This is a genomic window from Frankia sp. CgMI4 (genome assembly GCF_001756285.1).
GTDB lineage: Bacteria > Actinomycetota > Actinomycetes > Frankiales > Frankiaceae > Frankia > Frankia casuarinae.
Genome location: NZ_MAQZ01000073.1, coordinates 25,108 through 40,108, shown reverse-complemented (window position 1 = coordinate 40,108; position 15,001 = coordinate 25,108). Strand labels below are relative to the sequence as shown.

Below are 15,001 nucleotides of genomic sequence, written 5' to 3'. Positions count from 1 at the left end.
CCGACGCCCGCACCCGCGCCGACGCCCGCACCCGCGCCGACGCCCGCACCCGCGCCGACGCCCGCGCCGGCACCGGCGTTCGCTCGTCAGCCGGAGCTCACCCCGGTCCCGGCCCAGACCCCGGCCGCCGCCAACGGGAACGGCGGCGGCATCGGTCGCTACGTCACCCCGCTGGTGCGCAAGATGGCCGCCGAGCTCGGCGTGGACCTGGGAACCGTGGCGGGAACCGGGCCGGGTGGACGCGTCACCAAGCAGGACATCCAGGACGCCGCGCGGCCGCGGGACGCGGCTCCCGCGGCGCAGGAGACTCCCGCGACCCCCCCCACAGCCCCGACAGCCCCAGCCGTGGCGCCGACCGTGGCGCCGACCGGCGCTGCCCCCGTCCGCGGCCAGACCGAGAAGCTCTCCCGCCTGCGGGCGTTGGTCGCTCGCCGCATGGTCGAGTCGCTGCAGATCAGCGCGCAGCTCACCACCGTGGTGGAGGCCGACGTCACCCGGATCGCGCGGCTGCGGGACCGGGCGAAGAGCGGCTTCCAGGCTCGGGAGGGCATCAAGCTGTCATTCCTGCCGTTCTTCGCCTTGGCGACCTGTGCGGCGCTGCGTGAGTTCCCGCAGCTCAACTCCAGCATCGACGTCGAGGCGGGCACGGTCACCTACCACGGAGAGGAGAACCTCGGCATCGCCGTGGACTCCGAGCGTGGTCTGGTCGTGCCCGTCATCCACAACGCCGGCGATCTCAACCTCATCGGGCTGGCCCGCAAGATCGACGACCTGGCGAGCCGCACCYGGGCCAACCGAATCTCGCCCGACGAGCTCGGCGGCGGCACCTTCACCCTGACGAACACCGGCAGTCGAGGCGCCCTGTTCGACACGCCGATCATCAACCAGCCGCAGGTGGGCATCCTCGGCACCGGCATCGTGACGAAGAAGCCGGCCGTCGTCGACGATCCGGAGCTGGGCGAGATCATCGCGGTTCGTTCGACGGTGTACCTGTCCCTCACCTACGACCACCGCATCGTCGACGGTGCCGACGCGGCTCGCTTCCTGGCCTTCACCAAGCACCGGCTGGAAAACGGAGCCTTCGAAGCCGAACTCGGCCTGTAGCCCGGTCACGGCCGGCTGACCGTCCGGTCAGCCGGCCGTGACCGGGACGTTCTCCGAGACCCGCCAACCGGAGCCGGTACGGATCAGGGTGAGGTCACGCCGTTCCGGCGACTTCGCCGCCTGATGCGCCAGCACCTTCCCCCCGGCGTCGAGGAAGTCGTAGGCGTTCAGGCGTTGGGTGACCCGCAGCACGGTGCGGTCCGGTTCCTCGACCCGGACCTTGAGATCGAGGATGTCGCTGCGCAGTGCCGAGGCATGCGCCCCCCTCGCGACCACCTGCCTCATCAGCGCGATATCCGAAGCGTGCAACTCACTACCCGCGGCATCAGACTCCGTCAGGAGGCTCTCGTCAGCCCGCTCGAACGCACGGCTGCGCGCGGTGTTCAACTCGGCGAGTACCGAACGCCAGACCTGCTCGGGCGACTGATTGGCGACCGGCGACGCCGTCGGTCCCCGCCCGGCCGCGGAGGCTGCACCGGTTGGTGGCACGGACGTCCCGGCCGCGCCGGGTGCATCGTCCTTCTCCGGGCTGGCCAGCAGCAACGCGACGGCCGCCACGACCACCAGCAGGCCCAGCCCGGCGGTCACCGGGAACAGCAAGCGCTGGCGGCGGGCTCCCACCCGACGCGGTCGGCGCGCGGAGGTCGGCCGGGTGCTCCGGCCCGGGGAGCCGAGGCCCCCCGGGGGCCTCGCGGGACCCGGGGAGCCCGAGGCGGTCGTGTGCCCGCGCGGACCTCGCTGCGTCCCCTGGCCGCTTCCGGTGGATCCGCCGGAACGCGGTGACCGCGGCCCCGGAGCAGCCGCACCCGGGGTGGCCGACCCCTTGCCCCCGGAGCCCCGACCGCCACCGCGGGCGGCCTTCCGAGGGTTGGTCGTCGCACGGGTCGATCGTCGGGGCGGTGGCGGCAACGAGTCGAGCAGCTCCGCGGCGTTGACGGCCGTCGCTCCGGTGATGGCCCGGTCGGGCGGGGCCGGATCGTCGGGCGGGTCCACCCAGGGGATCGCCGGCAGGGTGTCGGTCGGCGAGGGACCGCGCCGCGCCGCGCCACCCGGCTCGCCGCCGCCCACCTCGCCGCCGCCCACCTCGCCGCCGCCCGCCAGGCGGACCGGGAGCGGAGTCGCGCTGCGGGCCAGCGACGCGGCGAGTTCCAGGGCGCTCGGTCGCCGACGCGGGTCGTCGATCATGGCGGTCGCCACCGCCACCGCCACCGCGGCCGCGTCTGGCCCGGTGGCCTCACGCATCGCCCCGAGCAGCAGAGTGGCCAGGTCATGGACGTCCGCGGACGCGGCCTCGGGTGGAATCGGATCCGGTCTGGCGGCGTCGGCCAGCGCCGCGACCCCGAGCCCGATCAGAACCGGACGACCGTTCGGCTCCAACAGGATGTCCKCACGCTCGAGCCGGCCATGCACGACGCCGACGGCGTGCGCGGCGGCCAGGGCCTGCGCGATCGGCAGACCGATCGTGACGACCTCACCGGGGTCCAGGTCCCCGCGGGCGGCGAGCAGCCGCGCGAGGCTGACACCGCCGACGACCGGCTCGGTGATCAACGCCAGGCCCTCCGCGGTCGGCAACACCGCCACGACCGGCACCAGATGGGGATGCTCCAGGTCCACGAGGGCCCGGGCCGCGATGACCGCCGCGGAACGCAGCACCGGGTCCGGCGCCAACCGCACCCGCCGCACCACGCACTCGATTCCGGACTGGTCGAACTGACCCGACCAGAGCTCTCCAGAGCCGGCGTCCCGCAGGCGGGAACGCATGCTCACCCCCGGGACCTCGGGTACGCCGCCGACGCGCCGGGCCGGCCTGTCCGCGGAATCGTCGGTGAAGGTCACAAGAAGCGACGCTAGGCTCAAACCGGTCCGGTCTGCCTACCTCTTCGTCCGGTTGTGGATAACTTTTTACGATCCACCGCGGGGTATGCGATCGACGACCGTCACATGCGACAGCCTTCAGAGAGCGACGAACCCGTGCAGATCCTCGCCACCAGCGGTGGCTTCCTTCCGGACGGCCGCTACGGAGCCAAGGTCGGTCCCATCCTCCATCACGCCATCAGTCTGTCCGCGGCGGGCGCACGGCCCCGGGTCTGCCTGCTGCAGACCGCCCTGGGCGACGACCAGGCCGCCTACGCCCGCGGGTACGCGGCGTTCAACCGCGACCGGCCCGAMGTGCTGCTCTCCCATCTCACGCTGTTCCCGATGCCGAACATCGCCGACATCCGCGCCCATCTGCTGGCGCAGGACGTCGTCTGGGTCGGCGGGGGCAGCGTCGCCAACCTGCTCGCGGTCTGGGCCGTGCACGGGCTCGGTGAGATCTTCCGAGAGGCGTGGGAGGCGGGGGTCGTGCTCGGTGGAGTCTCCGCCGGTTCACTGTGCTGGCATGTGGGCGGCACCACCGACTCCTTCGGCCCGGCTCTCCGCCCGGTGACGAACGGCMTCGGCCTGCTGCCCTTCAGCAACACCCCGCACTACGACTCGGAGGCCAGCCGGCGGCCGCTGTTCCAGCGGCTGGTCGCCGAGGGCACGCTGCCGGCCGGATGGGCGACCGACGACGGAGTGGGTCTGCACTTCCACGGCACCGATCTCGTCGAGGCGGTGGCCGACCGGCCCGGGGTGCACGCCTGGCGGGTCGAACGCGGTCCGGACGGCACCGCCGTGGAGACCGCGGTGGTGCCCCGCCTGCTACCCGCGGTGCCCCGCGACTGAGCCGGCAGGCTTATGATTGTGGATGTTCTCGGCTTTCCGCGGCCTCCCACCGCGAAGCATGGGACAGACAGCGCTTCCTCGCCAAAATCCGCTTGGCCGCGGAGCCTCCCCTCCTTCGAACCGGTCGCCGAGCAAGCTGAGCAGATGGAGCTGGTGGTATGACCGCCGTCGCCCCCGAGGGTCGCCCGCTGCTGCGCATCGAGGCCCGTAATGCGCAGACGCCGATCGAACGCAAGCCATCGTGGATCAGGACTCGGCTGCGCACCGGTCCGCAGTACCAGGACGTCAAGGGGCTGGTCCAATCGGCCGGGCTGCACACGGTGTGCGAGGAAGCCGGCTGTCCCAACATCTACGAATGCTGGGAGGACCGCGAGGCGACCTTCCTGATCGGCGGGGAGGTCTGCACCCGCCGCTGCGACTTCTGCCAGATCGACTCCGGGCGGCCTGCCCCGCTCGACCATGACGAGCCGCGCCGGGTGGCGGAGTCCGTCGCCACCATGGGCCTGCGGTACGCGACGGTCACCGGAGTCGCTCGGGACGACCTCGCGGACGGCGGCTCGTGGCTGTACGCGGAGACGGTCCGCCAGATCCACGCACGCTCGGCCGATACCGGCGTGGAGGTCCTGATCCCGGACTTCGGCGGCCGGCCCGACCAGTTGGGCGAGGTGTTCGAGGCGGCGCCCGAGGTACTCGCCCACAACCTCGAAACCGTACCCCGGATCTTCAGGCGGATCCGGCCGGCGTTCCGGTACGAGCGCTCACTCGACGTGCTGCGCCAGGCCCGCCAGGCCGGGCTGGTCACGAAGTCGAACCTCATCCTGGGTCTGGGTGAGACGGCGGAGGAGATCCACACGGCCCTGCGGGATCTGCGGTCGGCGGGGTGTGAGCTGCTCACCGTGACCCAGTACCTGCGCCCGACGCCGCGGCACCATCCGGTCGAGCGGTGGGTGCGGCCGGAGGAGTTCCTCGACTGGGGACGTGTCGGCGCGGAGCTCGGGTTCTCCGGGGTGATGTCCGGTCCGCTCGTCCGGTCTTCCTACCGGGCCAGCCGCCTCTACCAGCAAGCGATGACGGCACGTGACCAGGACCGCAGCGAAATGTCCGTTCCCCCGGAAAGTGTGTCGGAGAACTCTCACGGGCAACGGCCGAGTCCGTGGTGACCAYTCCTCGAAGCGGCTAGAATTAGCTTAGCGTTACCCCATCGTTACATGGGGGTCATCCTCTTCGCCCATCATCGAGGTGTGTGCCCACGACCGTGCCGGGAGGTCGTTCCCATCGTGCTCCGTTCACTGCTCAGCGTTCTCGAAGAAGTGACCCTGCTGCTGCTGCCGCACGGAGGTCAGAAGACCGCGCGTCGTAACGCCTGGCGGGCGGCCACCGATCTGCACGTGACGACCGGCTATCGATGGATGGATACCACCGTGCCGCTTTCGGTCACGTCGGTCACGCCCGCGCCACCCCGAGTCACCACCCCGGGCCGCCGCCCCGCGTCCGCGCGCGGTCGCCGCCCAGCCCTGATCCGCGTCACGCCCTGATCACGCCCGACAGTCAGATCCGCCGGACTTCCCGCCGGCCAACGGCGATCAGCGGGCGCGGGACGAGCATGCCGCTGGCCAGGAGGCCGTAGGCTCGCGGTCATGGCACTGAAGAAGAAGCCGACGGACGCCCCGGGGCCGGCGGCCCCTGGGGCGGCGGGGAAGGACCAGTCGGCGGGCGCAGCCGACAAGAACGGCGCGGCTGGCAGACGCGGCACCAATCCTGGCGCCGCGGGGAAGACCCCCGGTGCGGCCGGCAAGGGTGGCGCGGCCGGTCGGAACGGCCGCAGCGGCGAGGCGGGACCGGGAAAGGGATTCACCACTCGGGTCGCCCAACTCCGGATGATCTACAAGGTCACCCGGCAACGCGATCCCCGGGCGCTCTGGATCACCCTGGCGGGCTTCCTCGCTCCGGTCGCCGTCGGCATTGTGCCCGCAATCTTCGTCGGTCCGCTGTACCTGTGGATTCCGATCGCCCTTCTGCTCGGGGTGGTCGTCTCCCTGAACCTGTTCAGCCGGCGGGTGCAGCGGACCGCCTACGCCGAGATGGAAGGCAAACCGGGCGCCGCCGCCGGAGTGATCGAACGGATGCGGGGAGAGTGGCGCCTCACCCCCGCCGTCGGCGTCAACCGGCATCAGGATGTGGTGCACCGTGTCGTCTGCCGGGCCGGGGTCGTGATCATCGCGGAGGGTCACGGGCGTGGCCCGCGGGAACTGCTCGCCGCCGAGAAGCGCCGGATCCGCAAGGCGGTCGGCGACACGCCGGTGACCGACATCATCATCGGTACCAGTGAGGGGGAGACTCCCCTACCCAAGCTGCAGAGCACCCTGATGCGGCTGCGGCGCACCCTGCGCCGCAGCGAGGTCGATGCCCTTGACCGTCGCCTGCGGGCGATGGGCGGCGCGGCGCTGCCGATCCCGAAGGGACCGATCCCCCGCAACATCCCGCGCGGCGGCCGCATCCGATAGCGCCGCCGCCAGGCGTGGTCCGCTGTGCGGCCCACGGTGGCCCACCCCGAAGCCCCGAAGTGGAGGGGATCCGCGCTACTTCTCGGGGCCGGGCTTCTCGGGGTCGCGCACCACCACGGTCCCGGCGGCGCGATCGTGAAGGCCGCGTAGGTCACGGTCCCAGATGAACACCGGGATGAACAGGCCCAGCAGAACGGTACGCACGACGATCCACGGCCAGGACTGCCGACCGCAGTCACGCAGCCGGATCACGCGGATGCCGGCCAGCCGCATGCCGATCGTCTGACCGGCCGTACCGACGAGGATCAGCTCCTCGAGCAGGAAGAGCGCGTAGATCGCGAGGCCACGCGCGTCTGCGGCGTAGCTCAGTCCGACGATGTACAGCACGCCGACGATCAGGTTCGCGACGACCGCGTCCACGAGGTAGGCCAGCAGACGCGGGCCGAACCCGACCACGGATCCTCGGCCGTCCCGCGGCAACCCGAGGCGTACCCCGGGCGGGGTGTCCCGTGGCAGACCTGGCCCGTCAAGCCAGCCTCCAAGTGCTCGTCCCACGACGCAAGCTTATGTGGCACCGCAACATGCACCCAACTCATCACGTTGAGTGATGAAGTGGGTTTCGGTAACGCTACGGAAACCATCCCGTGATGTCGTACACCGATGACCTGGTGACCGGAGACACGCCAACATGGCGTAACCTGTGGGCCTAAGAAGCGTGACGCGATGCTGGAGGACGAATGTTCACAAAAGCAGAAGACGTGCTTCGCTATATCCGGGACGAAGACGTYCAGTTCATCGATGTCAGGTTCTGCGATCTTCCCGGGATCATGCAGCACTTCACCATCCCGACCCAGGTCTTCGCGGAGTCGGTGTTCACCGAAGGCCTGATGTTCGACGGCTCGTCGATCCGCGGCTTCCAGGCCATCCACGAGTCCGACATGCTGCTGCTACCGGACCCGCACACCGCTTTCGTGGACCCCTTCCGCGAGCACAAGACCCTCGCCATGACGTTCTTCATCCATGACCCGATCACCAAGGAACAGTACTCCCGGGACCCGCGCAACATCGCCAAGAAGGCGGAGGCCTATCTCCGGGGCACCGGCGTCRCGGACACCGCGTATTTCGGTCCGGAGGCGGAGTTCTACATCTTCGACGATGTCCGTTATGACTACAACCCCTACGGGTCGATGCACCAGGTCGACTCGGTCGAGGCCGCCTGGAACACCGCCCGGAAGGAAGAGGGCGGAAACCTCGGGTACAAGCCGAGGTTCAAGGGCGGCTACTTCCCGGTGYCGCCCACGGACCACTTCACCGACCTGCGTTCCGAGATGACCCGGGTGCTCTACGAGACGGGTATCACCGTCGAGATGCAGCACCACGAGGTCGGCACCGCGGGCCAGGCGGAGATCGACATCAGGTACGACACGCTCCTGAAGACCGCCGACAACCTGATGCTCTACAAGTACGTCATCCGCAACGTCGCCCGCGGCCGCGGCAAGACCGTCACCTTCATGCCGAAGCCGCTGTTCGAGGACAACGGATCCGGTATGCACGTCCACTCCAGCCTGTGGAAGGACGGGGAGCCACTCTTCTACAGCCCGAACGGGTACGGCGGTCTCTCGGACACCGCCCGCTACTACATCGGGGGGCTGCTGCACCACGCCCCGGCGCTGCTRGCCTTCACCAACCCCACCACGAACTCCTACCGTCGGCTCGTGCCCGGCTACGAGGCACCCGTCAACCTGGTCTACTCGGCCCGCAACCGGTCAGCGTGCTGCCGCATCCCGCTCAGCGGTGACTCGCCGAAGGCCAAGCGGGTCGAGTTCCGCGTGCCGGATCCGAGCTGCAACCCGTATCTCGCCTTCGCCGCGATTCTGATGGCGGGACTCGACGGCGTGCGGAACAAGATTGATCCGCCGGACCCGATCGACAAGGATCTCTACGACCTCCCGCCGGACGAGTTGGCCGCGGTTCCCCAGGTCCCGGGTTCGCTGGAGAAGGTGCTCGATGCGCTGGAGGCGGACAACGAGTTCCTGCGGGAGGGCGACGTCTTCACCGCGGATCTGATCGAGACCTGGCTGGACTACAAGCGGGTCAACGAGGTCGACGCCATCCGCCTGCGGCCGCATCCATACGAGTTCACCCTCTACTACGACATCTGACGCCCAGCCGTAAGGTTCCGGCCATTGACCCATCGCCGGGCCTCGGGCGATCCGGCGGGCACCGAGGCGGTGACCGCGACCGGGTCCCGGACAGGTGCGGCACCGGTGAACCGCGGGGGTCGGTCACGCTCTTGAGGCGGGGAGCCCTGATTGACCCCTGCGGTTCGTCTGGGCCTTCGCCGCGGCGCCAGAAGGCCTCTTCGAGCCGGGGACGCGTGCGGAAACCAGGTCCCGCCGCCACCTCCGGGCGGAGACCGGCCGAAGGTCCGCCGCTGTCCACCAAGCGCCGGCGAGCGCCGGAAAGATCGCGAACAGGAGATGCCCGGACCCTTTCCCGGGATACCAGGCGAAACCCCGAACCCACATTGAAAATTAGTATACCAATTCCCCGAGGCCCTACTTCGACGACGTCGGAGGCGGGCCTCACGTATATGCGGAACGGCGCGGTCCAGAATACCGGCCATCTCCCTCCGCCGCCCGCCGGGACACCACGACACAAAAGCGGAGTCGGGGACCCCGAAAATCCCGGACGGCAGCCGGCCCCGATCGCCCAGAGCCAGCCTTTCGTGACATAGCAGAGACCAAAAATTAACAATCGCGGAACAGGAAGGTAACTGGGCACGACAAGGCTCCGGTCGAACCCTCCCGTCATTCGCGGCCTGGGTCGGCTGGCCAGGCCGATCACGAAGTCGCTCCGTAACGTGCAGGATCAACCACGGGGAGTATGAGTGAGTTATCAGGCCGAGTACATCTGGATCGACGGCACCGAGCCCGAGCCGCTGATGCGCAGCAAGACCCGCATCATCAGGGACGGTAAGGAACCGGAGATCTGGGGCTTCGAYGGCTCGAGCACCAACCAGGCGCCCGGATCGAACTCGGACTGCGTGCTGCGGCCCGTCTTCGTCACGCCCGACCCGCTGCGGGGTGGCGACAACCTCCTGGTGCTCTGCKAGGTCGAGCTGACCGACTTCACGCCGCACCCGACGAACACCCGGGCCGCCGCCCGGACCGTCGCCGAGAAGTACGCCGACATGACGCCGATGTTCGGCATCGAGCAGGAGTACACCTTCTTCAAGGACGGCCGTCCCTACGGCTGGCCGGAGGTCGGCTACCCCGCGCCGCAGGGACCGTACTACTGTGGCGTCGGCGGCTCGAAGATGCCCGGCCGCCAGATCGTCGAGAGGCACGCGCAGGCCTGCCTCGACGCCGGTCTCGCCATCGAGGGCACCAACGCCGAGGTCATGATGGGCCAGTGGGAGTTCCAGATCGGCGTGCTCCCCGCCCCGGCGATCGGCGACCAGATCTGGTTGGGCCGCTGGCTGCTCCACCGGATCGCCGAGGACTACGGCGTCGAGGTGTCGTTCGCCGCCAAGCCGATCCCGGGCGACTGGAACGGCGCCGGCGCGCACACCAACTTCTCCACCAGGCAGACGATGGAGGGCTGGGACGCCATCGTCGCCTGCTGCGAGGCGCTCGGCACCCGGGTGCTGGAGCACGTGACCCACTACGGTCACGGCATCCAGGACCGGCTGACCGGTAAGCACGAGACAGCTCCGTGGAACAAGTTCTCCTGGGGCGCCTCCGACCGCGGCGCGTCGATCCGCATTCCGTGGGCTGTCGAGAAGGCCAAGAAGGGCTGGCTGGAAGACCGCCGCCCGAACGCGAACATGGACCCGTACCTGGTCTCCGCGCTCATGATCGACACCTGCTGCAGCGCCTTGGYCGGCGACAAGCCGACGCTGTTCGTGCCGTCCCAGACCACCCCGACCCCGGCCGAGGCGACCGTCTGACGAACGGTCACCATCCCGGAGTACAGGCGGCCGTGGCGGTGCTCCCGACGACACGACCGCCTGCCGCCCGGTCTTACGGTGGCGCGGTTCCGGCACCACCGGACGTACTAGCCGAAATCCGCGGTCCGCTCGCGCGCGAACACCTCCTCGACGACGGCGCGGGCCAGCGCCGCCGACCGGCGGTGCTCGGCGACGAGCTCGCCGGCCCGGTCGGAGGGGTATCCCGCCGCGCTCGCCATCGCCTCCAGACCGGGCGGGCGGTCGGGGACGACGTCCGGACGCGGCCAGCCGGCCAGCGTGCTCGCGTTGCGGATGCGGGAGGCGGACATCCAGGCCGCGCGCAGGATCTCCGCCTCGCTCGCGTCGAGCAGACCGGCGACGACCGCGGCCCCCAGGCCTTCGAGCGTCGACGTCGTGCGCAGCGTGGGAATCTGCCGGCCGTGGCGCAACTGGAGGATCTGCACCGCCCATTCCACGTCGGTCAGCCCCCCGGGGCCGAACTTCAGGTGCAGCGTACGATCGACTCCCCGTGGGATCCGTTCCCGCTCCATCCGCCCGCGCAGGCGGATGATCTCGTCCAGGGCGCCCGCGGGAAGCGTGGTCGGGTAACGCACCATGTCCGCCAGCCGGCAGAACCGGTAGGCGAGCCCGGGATCACCGGCCAGGGGCTCCGCCCGCAGCAGCGCCTGCGACTCCCACTCCTGCGACCACCGTTGGTAGTAGGCCGCGTACGCCTCCAGCGTGCGCGAGGCCGGGCCGCTGCGCCCCTCCGGACGCAGCGCCGTGTCCAGGCGCAGCGCCGGATCGGGTCCGGGAACGGCCAGCAGCCGGTGCAGCTCACCGACCACCTCGGCGACGGCCCTGCTCGCCCGGTCCGCCGACGCTCCTGGCCTGGCCTCGTGCACGAACAGCACGTCGGCGTCGCTGCCGTAGGACATCTCCGCGCCGCCGAGCCGGCCCATCGCGATCATCGAGATCCGCGCCGGCAACGACTCCGGGTCACCTCCGGCGACCCTGCGCTCGGCGACGAGCAGGGACGCGGCAATGGTGGCGGCCGCGGCGTCCGCCAGCGCCCGGCCCACGGCTGCGACGTCCTGCAGGCCGAGCAGGTCCGCGCAGGCGACCCGGACCAGTTCGACGCGGCGCACCGCCCGGGCCCGCCCGACGGCCTCCTCCCAGTCGGGGTTGCGGTGGGCGATCGCCACCATGGTCCGGACCAGTGCCTCCCGCGGCACCGGGACGAGATCGTCCTCGGTGCGCAGCAGCCGCACCGACTCCGGCGCACGGGCCATCAGGTCCGCCACGTACCGGCTGGTCGCGAGCACCCGGGCGAGCCGGTACGCGGCGCCGGCAGAGTCCCGCAGCAGCCGCATATACCACGGGGTACGCCCGAGTGCCTCGCTGACCCGCCGATAGGCCAGCAGCCCGGCGTCGGGATCGGGGGCGTCGGCGAAGGTGGGCAGCATCGTCGGCAACAGGTGGCGTTGGATCGCGGCCGTCCGGCTCACCCCGCTGGTCAGCGCCTCGATATGGCGCAACGACCGGTCCGGCGCGGCGAAGCCGAGCGCGGCCAGCCGGTCGGCCGCCTCCTGGGGGGTGAGGCGGATCTCCTCCGTCGACAGGCGGGCGACCGCCTCCAGCAACGGCTGGTAGAAGAGCTTCTCGTGCAGCGATCGGACGGATCGGACCACCCGAGCGTGGGCCTCCTCGAACGCCTCCGCCGTGCGCAACCCCATCGACCGGGCCAGCCAGCGCAGCTCGGTGGAATCCCGGGGCAGCGTGTGCACCCGGCGCAGCCGTTGCAGCTGAAGGCGGTGCTCGGCGTTACGGAGAAAACGGTAGGCGTCGGCGAGCCCGGCCGCGTCGCGCCGACCGACGTAGCCGCCGCGGGCCAGACCGTCGATGGCGCCCAGGGTGGAGGCGACCCGCAGCTTGGCATCCACCCGGCCGTGGACGAGTTGCAGCAGCTGGACGGCGAACTCGACGTCGCGCAGGCCGCCCGGGCCCAGCTTGAGATTGCGCTCCGCCTCCGCGCGGGACAGTGTCGACTCCACCCTGCGCCGCATCGCCCGCACGTCGGCCACGAAGCCGGGACGGGAGGCCGCCGTCCACACCATGGGCGCGACCATCGCGCAGAACTCGGCGCCCAACGCCAGGTCTCCCGCGATCGGGCGGGCCTTGAGTAACGCCTGGAACTCCCAGGTCCGGGCCCAGCGACGGTAGTAGGCGTGGTGGCTGGCGAGCGTGCGGACCAGGGCACCGTCCCGGCCCTCCGGGCGAAGCCCCACATCAACCTGGAACAGCGCACCGGCAGCGGTGACGGTGCCGGCGGCCCGGACCAGCCCCTCCGCCAGCCGCGTCRCCGCCGTCAGTACCGCCGGCCCGGCCGGTTCCGCCCCGCTCTTCCCCCCGTTCGCCGTACCGTTCGCCRCATCGCGCGGTGYCGTCGGCTCGGCGACGAACWCAACATCGACGTCGCTGACGTAGTTCAGTTCCCGTCCGCCGCACTTGCCCATGCCGATCACGGCGAGCCGGACCGGGGGCAGCCGCGGGTCGAGCCCGGCACGGGCGACCGCCAGCGCCGCGTCCAGCGCGAATCCTGCCAGATCGGCGAGTTCGGCCGTGGCCTCGTCGAGTGGCACCGCGCCGGTCAGGTCCCGCGCCGCGAGGACCAGCAGCGCCCTGCGGTACGCGATCCGCAGGGCGTCGAGGATCTGGGGACCGTCGCCCGCCGCCCGGGGCGCCGGATCGTCCTGATCCGCGCCGACCGCGCGCAGCAGACCCGCCCGCACGCTCGCCGCATCCGGCGGGGTGGTGACCACCTCGTCGGCTTCCAGGATGCGCCAGTCCGCCGGATGGCGGGCAAGATGATCGCCAAGCGCGATGCTCGCGCCGAGCACGGCGGCGAGCCGGTCCCGCAGCCCCTCGTGGCGGGCCAGCGCGCCGACGAGGGCCGCGCCCCCGGCCGGGCCGAGGGCGTCCACGAGCCGGTCCAGCGCGGCGAGAGCCCGGTCCGGATCGGCCGCGGCCGCCAGCGAGCCGGCCACGACATTGGCCTCGAGCCGTTCCTCGCGCACGATTCCCACGGTGGCGGGACCGGGCAGGACATCCCTGCCGGCGGTGGGCGGCTGGACGGCCGGAGTGAGCAGGCCGAGGCGGCGCATCGTCGTCTCGACCCGGTCGACGTCGGTGAAGCCGAGCCGCGCGAGCTGCGCGGCGACCGAACTCCCCCGCGGATGGGCCGGGACCGATCCCGCCCCGACTGGTCCCGGCCCGACCGTGGGGGGCCGGGTGCCGGTCCGCCCGGTCATAGCACCGGCAGGTACCGGTCGATCTCGAACGGGGTCACCTGCCGACGGTATTCCAGCCACTCGGCCCGCTTGTTCCGCAGGAAGAAGTCGAACAACTCGTCGCCGAGGGTCTCCCGCACAAGCGCGGAATGCTCCATCACCTTGACCGCCTCGGCGAGCGAGCCGGGCAGGGCGGTGATCCCGCGCTCACGGCGCTGCGTGTCGGTGAGCGTCCAGACATCGTCCGCCGAAGCCGGTGGCAGCTCATAACCGCCCTGGACACCCCGCAGGCCGGCTGCCAGCACCAGGGCGAAGGTGAGATACGGGTTGCACGCGCTGTCCGGCAGCCGGAACTCCACCCGGGTGGCGTTGGATTTGTGGAGCTTGTAGAGCGGAACCCGCACGAGCGCCGAACGGTTGTTGTGGCCCCAGCACACATAGGCCGGCGCCTCCAGCACCTCGCCGACCCGCTGGTCGCCGATGAGCCGCTTGTAGGAGTTCACCCACTGGTTGGTCACCGCGGTGATTTCGGCGGCGTGYGCGAGGAGCCCGGCGATGAAGGCCTTCGCCACCTTGGACAGCTGATAGTCGTCGGTCGGGTCGTGAAAGGCGTTACGGTCGCCCTCGAAAAGGCTCAGATGGGTGTGCATCCCCGACCCGGCCTGGTTACCGAACGGCTTGGGCATGAAGGTGGCGTAAATACCCTGCCGCAACGCCACCTCCCTGACCACCTGGCGGAAGGTCATGATGTTGTCGGCGATGGTGAGGGCGTCGGCGTAGCGAAGATCGATCTCCTGCTGGCCGGGGGCCACCTCGTGGTGGCTGAACTCCACCGAGATGCCCAGCCGTTCGAGCATGCTGATGGCCTGTTGCCGGAAATCATGGCTGATGTCATTGGGGGTCAGGTCGAAGTAGCCTGATTCGTCCACCGGCGGGGGCACCGGGCCACCCCGCTTCGGCGGCTCCCTGAGCAGGAAGAACTCGATCTCCGGATGGGTGTAGAACGTGAACCCCGCGTCGGCCGCCCTGGCCAGCGCGCTCCGCAGCACCCAGCGCGAGTCGGCGGCGGCGGGCGTGCCGTCCGGCATCACGAGGTCRCAGAACATCCGGGCCGTAAGCGGATGTTCACCGCGCCAGGGAAGCACCTGGAAGGTGGAGGGGTCGGGCCGGGCCAGCATGTCGGCCTCGTGTACCCGCGCAAAGCCCTCAATGGCGGATCCGTCGAAACCGATACCCTCCGCCAGCGCCCCCTCCAGCTCCGCGGGGGCGATCTCCACCGACTTCAGGTACCCGAGTACGTCGGTGAACCAGAGCCGAACGAAGCGGATGTCCCGCTCCTCCAGAGTCCGGAGAACGAACTCCTGCTGTTTGTCCATAGTGCCTCCGCGCTGAGGATGTGGACTCGACGATACGGGCCACCCGATGTGCTTATCCCGACCCTAGCG

11 protein-coding genes are annotated in these 15,001 nt (G+C 70.6%); 7 read left to right on the top strand and 4 right to left on the bottom strand.

Annotated elements, in window-relative coordinates; all coding sequences use genetic code 11:
* Positions 1-1,104 (top strand): 2-oxoglutarate dehydrogenase, E2 component, dihydrolipoamide succinyltransferase (gene sucB / locus Manayef4_RS12820; RefSeq protein ID WP_070131743.1); only part of this gene is annotated, 1,104 nt, incomplete at its 5' end.
* Positions 1,105-1,131: 27 nt separating this feature from the next.
* On the opposite strand, the gene Manayef4_RS12815 is transcribed toward sucB, so the two are convergent.
* On the bottom strand, positions 1,132-2,940 hold the full coding sequence (locus Manayef4_RS12815) for a protein kinase (RefSeq protein ID WP_254665626.1): 1,809 nt from the start codon (positions 2,938-2,940) through the stop codon (positions 1,132-1,134).
* A 105-nt stretch (positions 2,941-3,045) separates the two neighbouring features.
* Between Manayef4_RS12815 and Manayef4_RS12810 the strand changes: the two genes are divergently transcribed.
* From Manayef4_RS12810 to Manayef4_RS12795, 4 genes are all read left to right on the top strand, one after another.
* Positions 3,046-3,810: a peptidase E gene (locus tag Manayef4_RS12810; RefSeq protein ID WP_254665625.1), complete on the top strand. Its 765-nt coding sequence runs from the start codon at positions 3,046-3,048 to the stop codon at positions 3,808-3,810.
* A 158-nt stretch (positions 3,811-3,968) separates the two neighbouring features.
* On the top strand, positions 3,969-4,970 hold the full coding sequence (gene lipA, locus Manayef4_RS12805) for a lipoyl synthase (RefSeq protein WP_011437523.1): 1,002 nt from the start codon (positions 3,969-3,971) through the stop codon (positions 4,968-4,970).
* Between the two features lie 117 nt (positions 4,971-5,087).
* Entirely contained in the window at positions 5,088-5,345 is a 258-nt protein-coding gene (locus tag Manayef4_RS12800) for a hypothetical protein (RefSeq protein ID WP_023841806.1), read from the top strand.
* Between the two features lie 102 nt (positions 5,346-5,447).
* Positions 5,448-6,314, top strand: a complete 867-nt coding sequence (locus Manayef4_RS12795) for a DUF4191 domain-containing protein (RefSeq protein ID WP_011437525.1) — start codon at positions 5,448-5,450, stop codon at positions 6,312-6,314.
* A gap of 75 nt (positions 6,315-6,389) precedes the next feature.
* Here the strand turns inward: Manayef4_RS12795 and Manayef4_RS12790 are convergent, their stop codons facing one another.
* Positions 6,390-6,869 (bottom strand): RDD family protein, encoded by a 480-nt coding sequence (locus Manayef4_RS12790; RefSeq protein ID WP_082456814.1) that lies wholly within the window; start codon positions 6,867-6,869, stop codon positions 6,390-6,392.
* A 182-nt stretch (positions 6,870-7,051) separates the two neighbouring features.
* Here Manayef4_RS12790 and glnA point away from each other — a divergent pair, with 182 nt between their 5' ends.
* On the top strand, positions 7,052-8,476 hold the full coding sequence (gene glnA / locus Manayef4_RS12785) for a type I glutamate--ammonia ligase (protein ID WP_070131742.1): 1,425 nt from the start codon (positions 7,052-7,054) through the stop codon (positions 8,474-8,476).
* Positions 8,477-9,204: 728 nt separating this feature from the next.
* Positions 9,205-10,266 carry a glutamine synthetase GlnII gene (gene glnII / locus Manayef4_RS12780; protein ID WP_070131741.1) on the top strand — a complete coding sequence of 354 codons (1,062 nt, stop codon included), beginning with the start codon at positions 9,205-9,207 and terminating at the stop codon, positions 10,264-10,266.
* Between the two features lie 107 nt (positions 10,267-10,373).
* Here glnII and Manayef4_RS12775 read toward each other — a convergent pair whose 3' ends face one another.
* Both Manayef4_RS12775 and Manayef4_RS12770 read right to left on the bottom strand, forming a co-directional pair.
* Positions 10,374-13,577, bottom strand: coding sequence for a bifunctional [glutamine synthetase] adenylyltransferase/[glutamine synthetase]-adenylyl-L-tyrosine phosphorylase (locus tag Manayef4_RS12775; protein ID WP_070131740.1), 3,204 nt, complete (start codon positions 13,575-13,577; stop codon positions 10,374-10,376).
* Entirely contained in the window at positions 13,574-14,932 is a 1,359-nt protein-coding gene (locus Manayef4_RS12770) for a glutamine synthetase family protein (RefSeq protein WP_011437530.1), read from the bottom strand. Before Manayef4_RS12770 ends, Manayef4_RS12775 begins: the two co-directional genes overlap by 4 nt.
* Between the last annotated feature and the right edge of the window lie 69 nt (positions 14,933-15,001).

Excerpts from the sequence above, each read along its gene's own strand:
- lipA (WP_011437523.1), top strand. The coding sequence starts at position 3,969 with ATGACCGCCGTCGCCCCCGAGGGTCGCCCGCTGCTGCGCATCGAGGCC.
- Manayef4_RS12795 (WP_011437525.1), top strand. The coding sequence starts at position 5,448 with ATGGCACTGAAGAAGAAGCCGACGGACGCCCCGGGGCCGGCGGCCCCT.